This is a genomic window from Marinobacter fonticola, assembly GCF_008122265.1.
Taxonomy (GTDB): domain Bacteria; phylum Pseudomonadota; class Gammaproteobacteria; order Pseudomonadales; family Oleiphilaceae; genus Marinobacter_A; species Marinobacter_A fonticola.
The window spans coordinates 2623423-2636652 of the sequence record NZ_CP043042.1 but is presented as its reverse complement, the minus strand read 5'-3'; the positions used below and the strand labels follow the sequence as shown (position 1 = coordinate 2636652).

The window sequence follows — 13230 nt, the reverse complement described above, 5'->3', positions numbered from 1 at the left end:
GATTGGACGTTGTCGTCCAGATGTCTAGACCTTAGGGAGAGCGTGTGACGAATGCGTGGCAGTTTCGTGTCGTGCGATTGAAGAGTTTGTGACAGGCGGGGATGTGAGCAAGCGAGGTTGGGGAGGGCTAAGCGCCTCCCCGGTCTCGGGCTATTGCAATGCCGGCGTCGTGCTAGTGACGCCCGGGCATGTTACAGCGGTTCGTGTAAGAGTTCGGGTGGGGCGTCCGCGCTGGCTTCGATCCACCAGACGTGCTTATCCCAATCGCCCAGCACGAAGCGCTTCGCTGCCTGGCCATCGGCCTCGAGGTCGTGCACAGCAGGGCGGTGGGTATGGCCGTGGATAAGGCGTTGCACGCCGTGCGCTTCCATCACCTCAACGACTTCGCCTTTGGTGACGTCCATGATGGCTTCCTGCTTGCCCTGGTTCTTGGCCATGCTCATCTGACGCAATTGACGGGCCACCAACTGGCGGTCTTCCAATGGCCGCTTGAGAAACATGTCCTGCCATTGCTTGTTGCGCATACTGGCGCGGAATTTCTGGTATTCCACATCGGCCGTGCACAGGCTGTCGCCATGCATGAGCAGCGTCGGCGTGCCGTAGAGGTCGATCAGGGTCGGGTCATCCAGCAACGTACCGCCGACGCGACTGCAGAAATCCTCGCCGATTAGAAAGTCTCGGTTGCCATGCATCAAATAAAGCGTGACGCCGGTATCGGTCAGCTTTCGAAGCGCATCGCCCACTTCTTCCTGCAAGGGGGTGTGTTCATCGTCGCCAATCCAGGCCTCGAAGAAGTCCCCGAGGATATAAAGCGTGTTGGCATGGATTGCCCTGTCTTCAAGGAACTTGAGAAACGCGTCGGTGATATCCCGGCGCGATTCTTCAAGATGGAGATCCGAGATGAAAAGCGTGGTCACGCCGCGCCTCCATCCTCCAGGACTTCCGCAGACTCGATCACGACATCGTCAGCCGGCACGTCCTGGTGGCCGTGGCGCATGGTTGTGCGTACGCCGCGAATGCTGTTGACCGTGTCCATGCCTTCAACCACTTTGCCGAATACGCAGTAGCCCCAGCCCTCGGCGGTTTCCGCGGTATGGTCGAGAAAGCCGTTGTTCTCGACGTTGATAAAGAACTGAGCGGTCGCCGAATGCGGATCCATGGTCCGGGCCATGGCTAGGGTGCCAATCATATTGCTCAGACCGTTATTCGCCTCATTGCGAATGGATGCGCCGGTTTTACGCGGCACCATGCCTGGCTCGAAGCCACCGCCCTGAACCATGAAGTTGCTGATGACTCGGTGAAAGATCAGACCGTCGTAAAACCCGTCGCGCACGTACTGCTCAAAATTGGCGGCGGTATTGGGCGCCTTGTCGTAATTCAGTTCGATCTTGATATCACCGTGGTTCGTTTTCAGCAGAATCATTAGGGTTTCCTGTGTTTATCTCTCGGTCAGACAAGTCTTCGGGTTGGGTGGTGGAGCCTCTGAACAACTCCTGGATTGCCCGAAACGTTCTATTGGCAAAATTGTACGCGAGCATTCATGCGGATGCATGAGATACAGCCTCATCTATGCGTATAATAGCGGTTTTCCATCGATCACCAGATGAGTATCTATGAGCGCAGAATCCCGAAAAGCCAACAACTTTATCCGAAACCTGATCGAAGAAAGCGTTGCTAGTGGTCAGCATCAGGGCAAAGTGGTGACCCGGTTTCCGCCGGAGCCCAACGGCTACCTGCACATTGGTCACGCGAAGTCGATTTGCCTGAATTTCGGCATTGCTGAAACCTTTGATGGCGAGTGCACTCTGCGCTTCGACGACACCAATCCGGAAAAGGAATCGCAAGAGTACATCGATGCCATCACACGCGATGTGAAGTGGTTGGGTGGCGAGTGGTCTGGCGACGTGCGCTATGCATCCAACTACTTTGACGCCATTTACGACTTTGCTGTGGAGCTGATCGAAAAGGGTCTAGCCTACGTCTGCGCGCTCACAGCCGAGGAAGCTGCCGAGTACCGGGGCAGCCTGACGGAGCCGGGCCGCAACAGCCCGTACCGTGACCGCCCGGTCGAGGAAAACCTGAAGCTGTTCCACGAGATGCGTGACGGGAAGCACAAGGGCGGCGCTCTGGTTCTGCGAGCCAAGATCGACATGGCCTCGCCCAACATTAATATGCGCGACCCGATTCTTTATCGTATCCGCTTTGCGTCGCACCACCAGACCGGCGACAAGTGGTGCATCTATCCGATGTACGACTTTACCCACCCGATTTCGGATGCGATGGAAGGTACGACCCATTCGCTGTGCACTCTGGAGTTCGAAGATCATCGCCCGCTCTATGACTGGGTGATCGATAATATTTCAGCGCCATGCAAGCCGCGCCAGATTGAGTTCGCACGTCTGAACCTGAACTACACCATCACCAGCAAACGCAAGCTCAAGCGTTTGGTGGACGAAGGGTTCGTGGATAGCTGGGACGATCCGCGCATGCCGACCATTTCCGGCATGCGTCGCCGCGGTTTTACGCCGCAGTCCATACGCAACTTCTGCGACATGGTGGGTGTGAGCAAGGCTGGGGGGACCGTGGACCTGGGTATGCTCGAACATGCCATCCGGGAAGACCTAAACGCTCGTGCTCCGCGCGCCATGTGCGTGATGCGCCCGATCAAGGTGACGTTGACCAACTATCCCGAAGGTGAGTCCGAATCGCTAACGCTGCCGGTGCATCCGCAAGACCCGGAAATGGGCAGCCGTGAAGTGCCATGGACGCGCACCCTTTATATCGACCGCGAGGACTTTGCCGAGGAGCCGCCACGTAAATGGAAGCGTCTGGCGCCGCAGCAGGCTGTGCGTCTACGGGGTGGCTATGTGATGACCTGTCGCGACGTTATCCGTGACGACAGCGGCGAGATCGTTGAACTGCGTTGCGAATACGATCCCGCGACATTGGGGGTGAACCCCGAGGGCTACAAGCCCAACGGCGTGATTCACTGGGTTTCCGCTGACGACAGCGTCGAGGCCGATGTCTATCTCTATGACCGTCTGTTCAATCACGAGGCTCCGGACAGCGACAAGGATGTGGACTTTGTCACCCACATTAATAGCGAAAACCTGATTGTCAAAGCTGGCGCCCGCGTCGAGAAAAGCTTGGCGCAGCCCCGCGACGATATTCCTTACCAGTTTGAGCGCGAGGGCTATTTCTTTCTGGACGACGCCCGCTCGACGGCCGAAAAGCCGGTCTTCAATCGCACAGTGACCCTTCGCGACTCCTGGGCGAAGGCGCAAAAGTAAGCATCGACAGCATCGGCCCCAAACAACCTTGGACCCAAATAACGTGATTCAGCTCTACAACACCCTGACGCAAAAAAAGGAAGCACTGAAAACCCTGGAACCAGGCAAGGTGCGGATGTATGTCTGTGGTATGACGGTCTACGACTTCTGCCATTTGGGGCATGCGCGGGTGCTGGTCGCTTTCGACGTGATCACCCGGTACCTGCGGCACCGCGGTTACGACGTCACCTACGTGCGCAACATCACCGATATCGACGACAAGATTCTGCGTCGAGCGGACGAGAACGGTGAGGCCTTTACCGCCCTAACCGAACGCATGATCGAAGCCATGCACGAAGACGAGCGGGCTCTGGGTGTCATTGCACCGAACGAAGAGCCCCGTGCGACCGGGTATATGGACGACATGCTGCGGATGATCCAGATCTTGATCGACAAAGGGTTTGCCTACCCAGCGGATAACGGCGACGTCTATTTTGCGGTGGAGCAGTTTGAGGGCTACGGCAAGCTTTCCAGGAAGAAGCTGGACGATCTGATTGCCGGTGCCCGGGTGGACGTCTCCGAAGTGAAGCGTACGCCCGCCGACTTTGCGCTTTGGAAAGCGGCCAAGGCCGGCGAGGTCAGCTGGGAGTCTCCCTGGAGTAGCGGTCGTCCTGGCTGGCACATTGAGTGCTCCGCCATGTCTACCTGCTGCCTGGGCCATACGTTCGACATCCACGGTGGCGGCCCGGATCTTCTGTTCCCCCACCACGAGAACGAAATCGCCCAATCCGAAGCCGCCACGGGCAAGCATTTCGTCAACTACTGGATGCACGCGGGCGCTGTGCGGGTGAACAAGGAGAAGATGTCCAAGTCTCTCGGCAACTTTTTCACTATTCGCGAGATTCTGGACAAGTATCCGGCCGAGGTCGTGCGTTATTTTTTGGTGTCGAGTCATTACCGCAGCCAGGTGGATTATTCTGAAGACAACCTCATGGAGGCGTCCAGCGCCCTGACCCGTCTTTATCATGCGCTACGTGGTCTGGAGCCGGTCAGCGACGTGGCGGAGACTGAGTTCGATCAGCGTTTCCAGGAAGCGATGGATGATGACTTCAATACCGCTGGCGCCAATACGGTGCTTCATGCGGTGGCCTCTGAAATCAACCGCCTGAGACGCAGCGAAGACGATAAGGAAGCGGCCAAACTGGCGGGGGTGCTGGTGCGCCTCGGCGGCGTTGTGGGATTATTACAGCAGGATCCTGAAGCCTTTTTCCAGGCGGACAGTGCTGAAGGGCCCGGCGCCGACGAAATAGAGAGGCAGATCGAAGCCCGGGCCGAAGCTCGCCGTAACCGGGATTTTGCGGGGGCTGACCGTATCCGCGATGCGTTGGCCGCGCAGGGTATCGTCCTGGACGATTCACGGGAAGGCACCAGCTGGCGTCGGACATGAATTTATCTGTACTTTCACGTAAACTATCGCGCTTCGAAAAGCGCATGCTGCCAGTAGTGATGGTCGGCGGTCATACAAAGGAGGTGGACCGGATAGCGTCCAGAACTCCGCGCTCGCAAACCATTGAATATAGCAACCCACTGAGGCGATAACGATGACAGAACGCGTCCAAGTCGGCGGCCTACAGGTCGCTAAAGTCTTGTACGACTTTGTGAACAACGAAGCGCTCCCGGGCACCGGCGTTGATGCTGACAAATTCTGGGCAGAATTTGACGCCATCATTCACGAGCTGGCCCCGCGCAACAAAGCGTTGCTGGCAAAGCGCGACGATATCCAGGCGAAATTGGATGGCTGGTACACCGAGCGCAAAGGGCAGCCGATCAAGCTGGACGACTATAAGGCGTTTCTGAAAGAGATTGGTTACCTGGTCGACGAGCCGTCGGACTTCAATATTTCCACTGCCAACGTGGACCCTGAAATTGCCACCCTGGCAGGTCCGCAGCTTGTCGTCCCTGTGATGAACGCGCGTTTCGCCTTGAATGCGGCTAACGCCCGTTGGGGCAGTCTCTATGATGCGCTTTATGGCACCGACGTCATTTCCGAGGAGAATGGCGCCGACAAAGGTCCGGGCTACAATCCGGTGCGCGGCGCCAAGGTTATCGAATATGCCCGCAACATGCTCGACGGTTCCGCTCCGCTGGCCGATGCCAGTCACAAGGATGCAGCCAAGTACCTTGTCGAGGACGGTAAGCTGGTTGTTAAGTTGCACGATGGCAAAGCCACCGGCCTGAAAGACGAATCCGCATTTGTGGGCTACACCGGCGCCGCGAGCGAGCCTACCGGGCTCCTGCTGGTGAAGAACGGCATGCATTTCGAAATCCAGATTGATGCCACCCATTCGATCGGAAAGGACGACGGTGCCCACGTCAAAGACGTTCTGGTTGAGTCCGCGCTGACCACCATTATGGATTGCGAAGACTCCGTGGCCGCCGTGGATGCGGATGATAAGGTCGTGGTTTACCGCAACTGGCTCGGTCTGATGAAGGGCAATCTCGAGCAAACCTTCGAGAAAGGCGGCGAGCGGGTTACCCGCAAAATGCATGCTGATCGCACGTACACCGCGCCTGACGGCAGCGAGCTGAGCCTGAAGGGCCGCAGTTTGATGCTGGTGCGCAACGTGGGCCACCTGATGACGATCAACGCGGTCCAGGACAAGGACGGCAACGAGATCCCGGAAGGTCTGATGGACGGCGTGCTGACGTCGCTGATCGCCATCCATGACCTGAAGGGCAATGGACCGTTCCAGAACTCGACCCAAGGCAGCGTGTTCATCGTCAAACCAAAGATGCACGGACCGGAAGAAGTGGCTTTCACTAATGAATTCTTCGGTCGTGTCGAAGACGCGCTTGGTCTGCCGCGCTATACCCTGAAAGTCGGCATCATGGACGAGGAGCGCCGCACGACGGTTAACCTCAAGTCTTGCATCGAAGCCGCCAAAGATCGCTGTATCTTCATCAATACCGGTTTCCTCGATCGCACTGGTGACGAAATTCACACTGCCATGGAAGCGGGACCGATCATCCGTAAGGGCGATATCAAGTCTGCCGCCTGGATCCAGGCTTACGAGCAGTGGAACGTGGATATCGGTCTGGAGTCGGGCCTGAAGGGCCATGCGCAGATCGGTAAGGGCATGTGGGCCATGCCGGATTTGATGGCTGGAATGATGGAGGCCAAGATCGGCCATCCGAAAGCGGGTGCCAATACCGCTTGGGTACCGTCGCCGACCGCAGCCACGTTGCATGCGCTGCATTATCATCAGGTGAGTGTGGCCGAGGTTCAGGAGGCGTTAGCCAAGCGGGCCCGCGCGAGTCTGGACGATATTCTGACGGTCCCTCTACTGGAGAATCCGGAAGCGCTGTCTGCAGATGAAATCCAGCAAGAGCTGGACAACAACGCGCAGGGCATCCTGGGTTATGTGGTGCGGTGGATCGATCAGGGTGTGGGGTGTTCCAAGGTGCCCGACATCAACGATGTGGGGCTGATGGAAGACCGTGCGACTCTGCGTATTTCATCCCAGCACATTTGCAACTGGCTCTACCATGGCATCTGTACCGAAGAGCAGGTCATGGAAACCATGAAGCGTATGGCTTCGGTGGTTGATCGCCAGAACGCTAAAGACCCTGCCTACCGCAGCATGGCGCCGGACTTCGACGAGAGCGTCGCTTTCCAGGCCGCGGTTGACCTGGTGCTAAAAGGTCGCGAGCAGCCGAACGGCTACACCGAGCCGCTTCTGCATGCTTACCGCCTGAAGGCCAAGGCCAAGTTCGGTCAATAAGCGTCCGGACACAAAAAAACCCCGCTCGGCGGGGTTTTTTTTTGTTGTTTCTTTGGCGACATTCGGGCTTCTGGCCCGTCGCATACTGTCAATCGGCGTGCAGCTCGTTGGCGGCAAAGAGGGTGTTTTGCAAAAGCGTTGCAATCGTCATTGGGCCGACGCCGCCAGGCACTGGCGTAATGTAGGCCGCACGCTCGGCGGCCCTGGCGAACTCCACATCGCCGATCAGCTTGCCCTCTTCGGTGCGATTGATGCCGACGTCGATCACTGTTGCGCCGGGTTTAATCCAGTCCCCTTTCACCAACCCGGGCTTGCCGGCCGCCGCAATCACGATGTCACCCTCGGCAACATAGCCGGGCAGGTTATGGGTAAAGCGGTGGGTGACGGTGACGGTCGCACCCTTCATGAGCAATTCCATGGCCATAGGGCGTCCGACGATATTGGATGCGCCCACAATAACCGCGTGCTGGCCCTTGTAAGGGGTGCCAATGGAGTCGAGCAGGGTGATGATGCCCGCAGGCGTACAAGGCCGCAGTTCCGGGCGGCGTTGGACGAGTCGTCCGATATTGAAAGGATGGAAGCCATCCACATCCTTGTCCGGATGGATTTTTACCAGGATAGGGTCAGCGTCGAGGTGCTCTGGCAAGGGCAGTTGCACCAGGATGCCGTCGACTGCGGGATTCGCGTTAAGCTCATCGATCAGCGATTCCAGTGTTTGCTGGGTCGTATCCACCGGTAGATCGTAAGACAGCGAAATAATCCCGGCCTGGTCACAGGCTTTGCGCTTGTTGCCTACATAGACCTTTGAGGCGGCGTCTTCGCCGACGAGCACCACCGCAAGGCCTGGGGCGCGAAGCCCTTGGTCGATGCGAGACTGGACGCCTAGTCTGACGTCCTCCCGGACTTGGGCGGCGATCTTCTTTCCATCAATCAGTTCTGCTGTCATTGCCTGTGTAATCTGATTTTGGCGCAGGTTGTTAGTCTGCGCGTGCGTGTGATTGCGGGATCAACACGGACTGTGTGCCGCAGTGGGAGCGCCGGGTGATAGCGCGCGCGGCGTTCGTCATGGTGAGCGTGACCCGTGGAAAATTGCGCGCTATTGTCGCACGCTTCCGCGTTTCGGCCAACGGAGCAGAAAAAGAGTGAGCAAGAAAGGCAAGTAATCGGAAATCGATGTTGACGGACCCCGGAACCGCCGGTATCATTCGCGCCAACTTTGCTGAGGCATCTGTTGTTCAGGTCGTATGGAACGGGGTATAGCGCAGTCTGGTAGCGCGCCTGCTTTGGGAGCAGGATGTCGGGAGTTCGAATCTCTCTACCCCGACCACTTTTAAAAAACCTGGTCATTCAGGTGGGCGAAAGGTCAAGCGCCCGTAGCTCAGCTGGATAGAGCAACGGCCTTCTAAGCCGTGGGTCGTAGGTTCAAGTCCTACCGGGCGCGCCATTCAAACCCGGCGGGTTAAAGTTCCCCAGTTTAGTCTGGAGTTTCCGTAACCGCGGTTCTAGGAACGGAATCAGGCCCCGCAGCAAAGTTGGAATAGGTAGCAGTCTTTGCCGCCTTTCCGGTCTCAAGTCTGGGCCCGCAACGTGCGAGCTCGGCGCAATAATGTGGTGGACGTAGCTCAGTTGGTAGAGCTCAGGATTGTGACTCCTGCGGTCGAGGGTTCGAACCCCTTCGTCCACCCCACTTTTTCGGAAGTTGTGTTCGTTTTGACTGGGATCTAAGGTGGCGGCTGTCATCGGTGCTCCGGTCGGTGGTCAGCGAGAGTGGCGGAACTGGTAGACGCGCTGGATTTAGGTTCCAGTGGGGCAACCCGTGAGAGTTCGAGTCTCTCCTCTCGCACCAATTCTCTTCTTTATCCCTTTCTTTTTGTTACTTCCATAGTCATTTCACCGCTCAATTGTGTGAAGTCGACTTCTCTGGCGATTCTCTCTGCCACCAAAAGCGTGATAAAATACGCGTTTTAGTTTTCGCGGGTTCGAGCGGAAATAGCGTCATTTATAGGATGTATTTCTTCTCGCCCGTATCCACTAACCCATGAATCGGTAATTCGAGGAACTTCCATGCAAGTGTCTGTTGAAACGACGTCCAACATCGAGCGTCGCATGACGATTGGTGTGCCCGCCCAGGAGATTGATCAGGCTGTGCAAAAGCGTCTGCAGGAAACCGCGCGCACTGTTCGCCTGAATGGCTTTCGCCCGGGTAAGGTGCCGATGAGCGTCGTTAAGCGTCGTTTTGGAGCGGGGGTTCGCCAGGAAATTGTGAGCGAAGTCATGCGCGACAGCTACGTCAAGGCGCTTGAAGAGAAGGATATTTCACCGGCAGGCTGGCCGCGTTTCGAGCCGAAGGCCATGGACGAAGGCAAGGACCTTGAGTTCATCGCTATTTTCGAAGTATTGCCGGAGATTGAGCTCGGTGATCTGAGCACGATCGAAATCGAGAAGCCCAAGGCAGACGTGGGTGATAAAGACCTCGATAACATGATCGACAACCTGCGTCGTCAGCAGGCTGACATGAAGTCGGTAAAGCGCAAGTCCAAGAAGAAGGATGTGGTAACCATCGATTTCAAAGGCTATATCGATGGCGAAGCCTTTGAAGGTGGTTCCGCCGAAGGCCATAAGTTGACACTCGGTTCGGGTCAAATGATTCCCGGCTTCGAGGAAGGTGTTACCGGCGCTAAGGCCGGAGAAGAGCTCGAAATCGAAGTGACCTTCCCCGAGGATTACCAAAATGAAGAGCTGGCGGGGAAGCCGGCCAAGTTCGAAATCACGGTTCATACGGTTGAAGAGCCGGTGTTGCCGGAAATGAACGAGGAATTCTTCAAGAAATTCGGTGTTGAGGCTGAAGATGAGGAAGGTTTCCGCACCGAAGTGAAGAAGAATATGGAGCGCGAGCTCAATCAAGCGGTATCCAACAAGGTCAAGAACGACGTTGTTGACGGTTTGCTTGAGAGTACCGAGGTCGAAATACCGCAAGCGCTGATCGATCAGGAAATTGATCGTCTACGGCAGGACGCGGTTCAGCGTTTTGGCGGTCAGATGCAAATGGATCCCAAGCAGCTGCCGGCTGAGCTGTTCACTGATCAAGCCAAGCGCCGCGTCAAAACCGGTTTGTTGTTCCAGGAACTGATTCGCCAGAACGACATCAAAGCTGCACCGGAAAAGATTGATGAGAAGATTCAGGAGATCGCATCGACCTACGAATCGCCTGATGAAGTAATTGCCCATTACAACAGCAATCCGCAGGAAAAGGCCCAGATCGAATCTGTAGTTCTGGAAGACGCGGTTGTCGACCATGTGCTTGAAAAAGCCAAGGTTAAAGAGAAGAAGATGAAGTACGAGGAAGCGGTTCAGGCGGGACAGCCTCAGCGCTAAAAATGGCTGTGGTTGTGGGAGTTGCACAACGTAGCGTGTTAGTGCTGTTGTGCAACACTCCCACAAAGATCTGTTTCGTTTCCTCGGGAATAGATGCGCTACACTACGAAGCAGCCGGATTTACCGGCTGTTTTTTATCTAAGGAACCTTTGATGAAGTTCCCTAAGAGCCTTCTGAATAAGACCTGACCGCTTGAAGCTGTTCGGGATTTATTCAAAGGGCCTCTTTTATTCAAAGGGTCTCTAAGGAAGAACCTAAATCGCTCCTCCCCAGAAAACAGGGTGTTAGGAACAAAGCTGGGCCTGTTTTTGGAGAGCGCTCAGTTGACTTCCGGTCGGGTGATCCCCATATCACCGACTGGTTCGCTCAAACAGTAAAGGAGTTCAGGCACATCATGATGCAAAAACCTTATGACGGCCCGACCATGGTGACCAATTCAGGTCTGGTACCGATTGTTATCGAGCAGACCGCCCGCGGTGAGCGCTCGTTTGACATTTATTCCCGTCTTCTCAAGGAGCGTGTCATCTTCATGGTGGGTCCTGTCGAGGACCACATGGCGAACCTGATCGTCGCGCAGCTCCTGTTTCTGGAATCCGAGAACCCGGATAAGGACGTTCATCTTTATATCAACAGTCCGGGCGGCTCCGTAACTGCGGGTATGTCCATTTACGACACCATGCAGTTCATCAAGCCCAATGTGGCCACCCTTTGTATTGGTCAGGCCGCAAGCATGGGGGCATTCTTGCTCGCCGGTGGCGCTGAGGGTAAGCGCGCGTGCTTGCCGCATTCGAGGGTGATGATTCACCAGCCGCTGGGCGGCTACCAGGGTCAGGCTTCCGACATCGAAATCCACACCCGTGAAATCCTCAAGATCCGTGAGACGCTCAACCGTCTGCTGGCGCAGCACACGGGTCAGGACCTTGAGACCATTTCCCGTGATACCGATCGCGATTACTTCATGGACGCGGACCAGGCCAAGGACTATGGTCTGGTCGACTCCGTACTTGATAAACGCGTGTCGAATAAATAATACTGATTCGGTGGCCCGTCAAAGGGCGGCTCTATATAGGCGACGGTCCAGACCTTCGGCGGGGGCCACCAGAATTCGCAGGGACGTGCCGTGATCGTAAATAGAATCGCGGACGTATGTCGGGAACGGCCGGAATCTCTGATCCGGTTCCCGGCAAAAGAAATGTAAGCCAAGACAGAGGTATTTCAATGGCAGATGACAGAAACGGCAGGGGCGACGATAACGGCAAGTTGCTCTACTGCTCGTTTTGCGGAAAGAGCCAGCATGAAGTCCGCAAGCTCATTGCAGGGCCCTCGGTATTCATCTGCGACGAGTGTGTCGACCTGTGTAATGACATTATCCGGGAAGAAATCCAGGAAAGTGCACAGGAAGAGCAGAGTGATCGGCTGCCAACGCCCGCAGAAATCCGCGACACGCTGAACCAGTATGTCATTGGCCAGGACCGAGCCAAAGTTGTCCTCTCGGTTGCGGTCTACAACCACTATAAGCGCCTCCGCTACGGTGAAGGTAAAGCAGAGGTGGAACTGGGCAAGAGTAACATTCTGCTGATCGGTCCTACCGGTAGCGGTAAGACGTTGCTGGCGGAAACCCTCGCGCGAATGCTGAATGTGCCGTTCACCATTGCAGACGCCACCACGCTGACTGAAGCTGGCTATGTCGGTGAAGATGTCGAGAACATCATTCAGAAGCTGCTGCAGAAGTGTGATTACGATGTGGATAAAGCCCAGCGGGGTATCGTCTACATCGATGAGATCGACAAGATCTCCCGTAAGTCCGACAACCCCTCCATTACCCGAGACGTATCGGGGGAAGGTGTTCAGCAGGCGCTGCTAAAACTGATCGAAGGTACCGTGGCTTCGGTGCCGCCTCAGGGTGGCCGTAAGCATCCGCAGCAGGAGTTCCTGCAGGTGGATACAGGCAACATTCTGTTTATCTGCGGCGGCGCATTTGCGGGTCTGGATAAGGTGATCCGCGAGCGCTCCGAGCGGAGCAGTATCGGTTTCTCGGCGTCCGTGGTCAGTGAGGATGATCGCAAGAGTACGGGCGATATCATCAAGGATGTGGAGACGGAAGATCTGGTCAAGTATGGCTTGATTCCTGAGTTCGTCGGTCGTCTTCCCGTGGTAGCCACGTTGACAGAGCTGGACGAGGAAGCGCTGGTTCAGATTCTCACTGAGCCTAAAAACGCGCTAACCAAGCAGTACCAGAAGCTCTTCGACATGGAAGACGTGGAACTCGATTTCCGCGATGACGCGCTGCGCGCGGTGGCTCGCAAAGCCATGGAGCGCAAAACCGGTGCTCGCGGTCTGCGTTCCATCCTTGAGGCGACGCTACTGGATACCATGTACCAGATTCCATCTGAGCATGACGTCAGCAAAGTGGTCATCGACGAAAGCGTCATCAGCGGCGATTCCGAGCCGTTTAAGATCTACGCCAACAGCGACCACGCCAAGGCGGTGCCGGAGGATTAACTCGGCGGCTCGATCTGGGTCTTCGTTGCTGTAGGGCTCATGATCTTGTGGAACAACGTTCTCATTGGGGCGACGCTCTGGTGGAACGGAGTTCATGTGAAGCAAAAAGGGGCGCTCGCGCCCCTTTTTGCTGTCTGGAGAAACGCTTCAGTTCTCAACAATCCTGTTACAACAGGACACCGATAGGCATTGTATTCCCTTAGCTGAACCCCAATGATAAAAGGCAAAGGAAGCTGGCAGTCGCCGTTCTGTGGCGTGATGGCCTGGAGGCTGTTCGGCTTATAGTCCGTTTGTATGCGATC

General features: G+C 56.2%; 9 protein-coding genes and 4 tRNA genes. 10 read left to right on the top strand and 3 right to left on the bottom strand.

Going from position 1 to position 13230, the window contains the following annotated elements:
* Positions 1 to 191: 191 nt before the first annotated feature.
* Together FXO11_RS11655 and FXO11_RS11650 are read right to left on the bottom strand one after the other, a co-directional pair.
* Entirely contained in the window at positions 192 to 917 is a 726-nt protein-coding gene (locus FXO11_RS11655) for a UDP-2,3-diacylglucosamine diphosphatase (RefSeq protein ID WP_148863131.1), read from the bottom strand.
* The gene (locus FXO11_RS11650; protein WP_148863130.1) at positions 914 to 1423 is read right to left on the bottom strand and encodes a peptidylprolyl isomerase; all 510 of its coding nucleotides are present in this window, start codon (positions 1421 to 1423) and stop codon (positions 914 to 916) included. Before FXO11_RS11650 ends, FXO11_RS11655 begins: the two co-directional genes overlap by 4 nt.
* A gap of 190 nt (positions 1424 to 1613) precedes the next feature.
* Between FXO11_RS11650 and FXO11_RS11645 the strand changes: the two genes are divergently transcribed.
* The 3 genes from FXO11_RS11645 (at position 1614) to FXO11_RS11635 (ending at position 7051) form a co-directional block, all read left to right on the top strand.
* Entirely contained in the window at positions 1614 to 3290 is a 1677-nt protein-coding gene (locus FXO11_RS11645) for a glutamine--tRNA ligase/YqeY domain fusion protein (protein ID WP_148863129.1), read from the top strand.
* 43 nt (positions 3291 to 3333) lie between these two features.
* Positions 3334 to 4716, top strand: coding sequence for a cysteine--tRNA ligase (gene cysS / locus FXO11_RS11640; protein WP_148863128.1), 1383 nt, complete (start codon positions 3334 to 3336; stop codon positions 4714 to 4716).
* Between the two features lie 154 nt (positions 4717 to 4870).
* Positions 4871 to 7051, top strand: coding sequence for a malate synthase G (locus FXO11_RS11635; protein ID WP_148863127.1), 2181 nt, complete (start codon positions 4871 to 4873; stop codon positions 7049 to 7051).
* An 88-nt stretch (positions 7052 to 7139) separates the two neighbouring features.
* Here the strand turns inward: FXO11_RS11635 and folD are convergent, their stop codons facing one another.
* Positions 7140 to 7997 (bottom strand): bifunctional methylenetetrahydrofolate dehydrogenase/methenyltetrahydrofolate cyclohydrolase FolD, encoded by an 858-nt coding sequence (gene folD, locus FXO11_RS11630; protein ID WP_148863126.1) that lies wholly within the window; start codon positions 7995 to 7997, stop codon positions 7140 to 7142.
* 304 nt (positions 7998 to 8301) lie between these two features.
* Between folD and FXO11_RS11625 the strand changes: the two genes are divergently transcribed.
* From FXO11_RS11625 to clpX, 7 genes are all read left to right on the top strand, one after another.
* Positions 8302 to 8378 (top strand) — tRNA-Pro (locus FXO11_RS11625).
* 40 nt (positions 8379 to 8418) lie between these two features.
* Positions 8419 to 8495: transfer RNA gene (locus tag FXO11_RS11620), tRNA-Arg, on the top strand.
* Positions 8496 to 8662: 167 nt separating this feature from the next.
* Positions 8663 to 8738, top strand: a tRNA-His gene (locus FXO11_RS11615).
* A 74-nt stretch (positions 8739 to 8812) separates the two neighbouring features.
* Positions 8813 to 8897, top strand: a tRNA-Leu gene (locus FXO11_RS11610).
* A 218-nt stretch (positions 8898 to 9115) separates the two neighbouring features.
* Positions 9116 to 10426 (top strand): trigger factor, encoded by a 1311-nt coding sequence (gene tig, locus FXO11_RS11605; RefSeq protein WP_148863125.1) that lies wholly within the window; start codon positions 9116 to 9118, stop codon positions 10424 to 10426.
* Between the two features lie 394 nt (positions 10427 to 10820).
* The gene (clpP, locus tag FXO11_RS11600; RefSeq protein ID WP_148863124.1) at positions 10821 to 11456 is read left to right on the top strand and encodes an ATP-dependent Clp endopeptidase proteolytic subunit ClpP; all 636 of its coding nucleotides are present in this window, start codon (positions 10821 to 10823) and stop codon (positions 11454 to 11456) included.
* 188 nt (positions 11457 to 11644) lie between these two features.
* Positions 11645 to 12928, top strand: a complete 1284-nt coding sequence (clpX, locus tag FXO11_RS11595) for an ATP-dependent Clp protease ATP-binding subunit ClpX (protein ID WP_148863123.1) — start codon at positions 11645 to 11647, stop codon at positions 12926 to 12928.
* Positions 12929 to 13230: the final 302 nt, after the last annotated feature.

Bases quoted from the DNA above. Each gene is read 5' to 3' on its own strand.
- FXO11_RS11650 (WP_148863130.1), bottom strand. From the start codon at position 1,423: ATGATTCTGCTGAAAACGAACCACGGTGATATCAAGATCGAACTGAAT.
- FXO11_RS11645 (WP_148863129.1), top strand. From the start codon at position 1,614: ATGAGCGCAGAATCCCGAAAAGCCAACAACTTTATCCGAAACCTGATC.
- FXO11_RS11635 (WP_148863127.1), top strand. From the start codon at position 4,871: ATGACAGAACGCGTCCAAGTCGGCGGCCTACAGGTCGCTAAAGTCTTG.
- folD (WP_148863126.1), bottom strand. From the start codon at position 7,997: ATGACAGCAGAACTGATTGATGGAAAGAAGATCGCCGCCCAAGTCCGG.
- tig (WP_148863125.1), top strand. From the start codon at position 9,116: ATGCAAGTGTCTGTTGAAACGACGTCCAACATCGAGCGTCGCATGACG.
- clpP (WP_148863124.1), top strand. From the start codon at position 10,821: ATGATGCAAAAACCTTATGACGGCCCGACCATGGTGACCAATTCAGGT.
- clpX (WP_148863123.1), top strand. From the start codon at position 11,645: ATGGCAGATGACAGAAACGGCAGGGGCGACGATAACGGCAAGTTGCTC.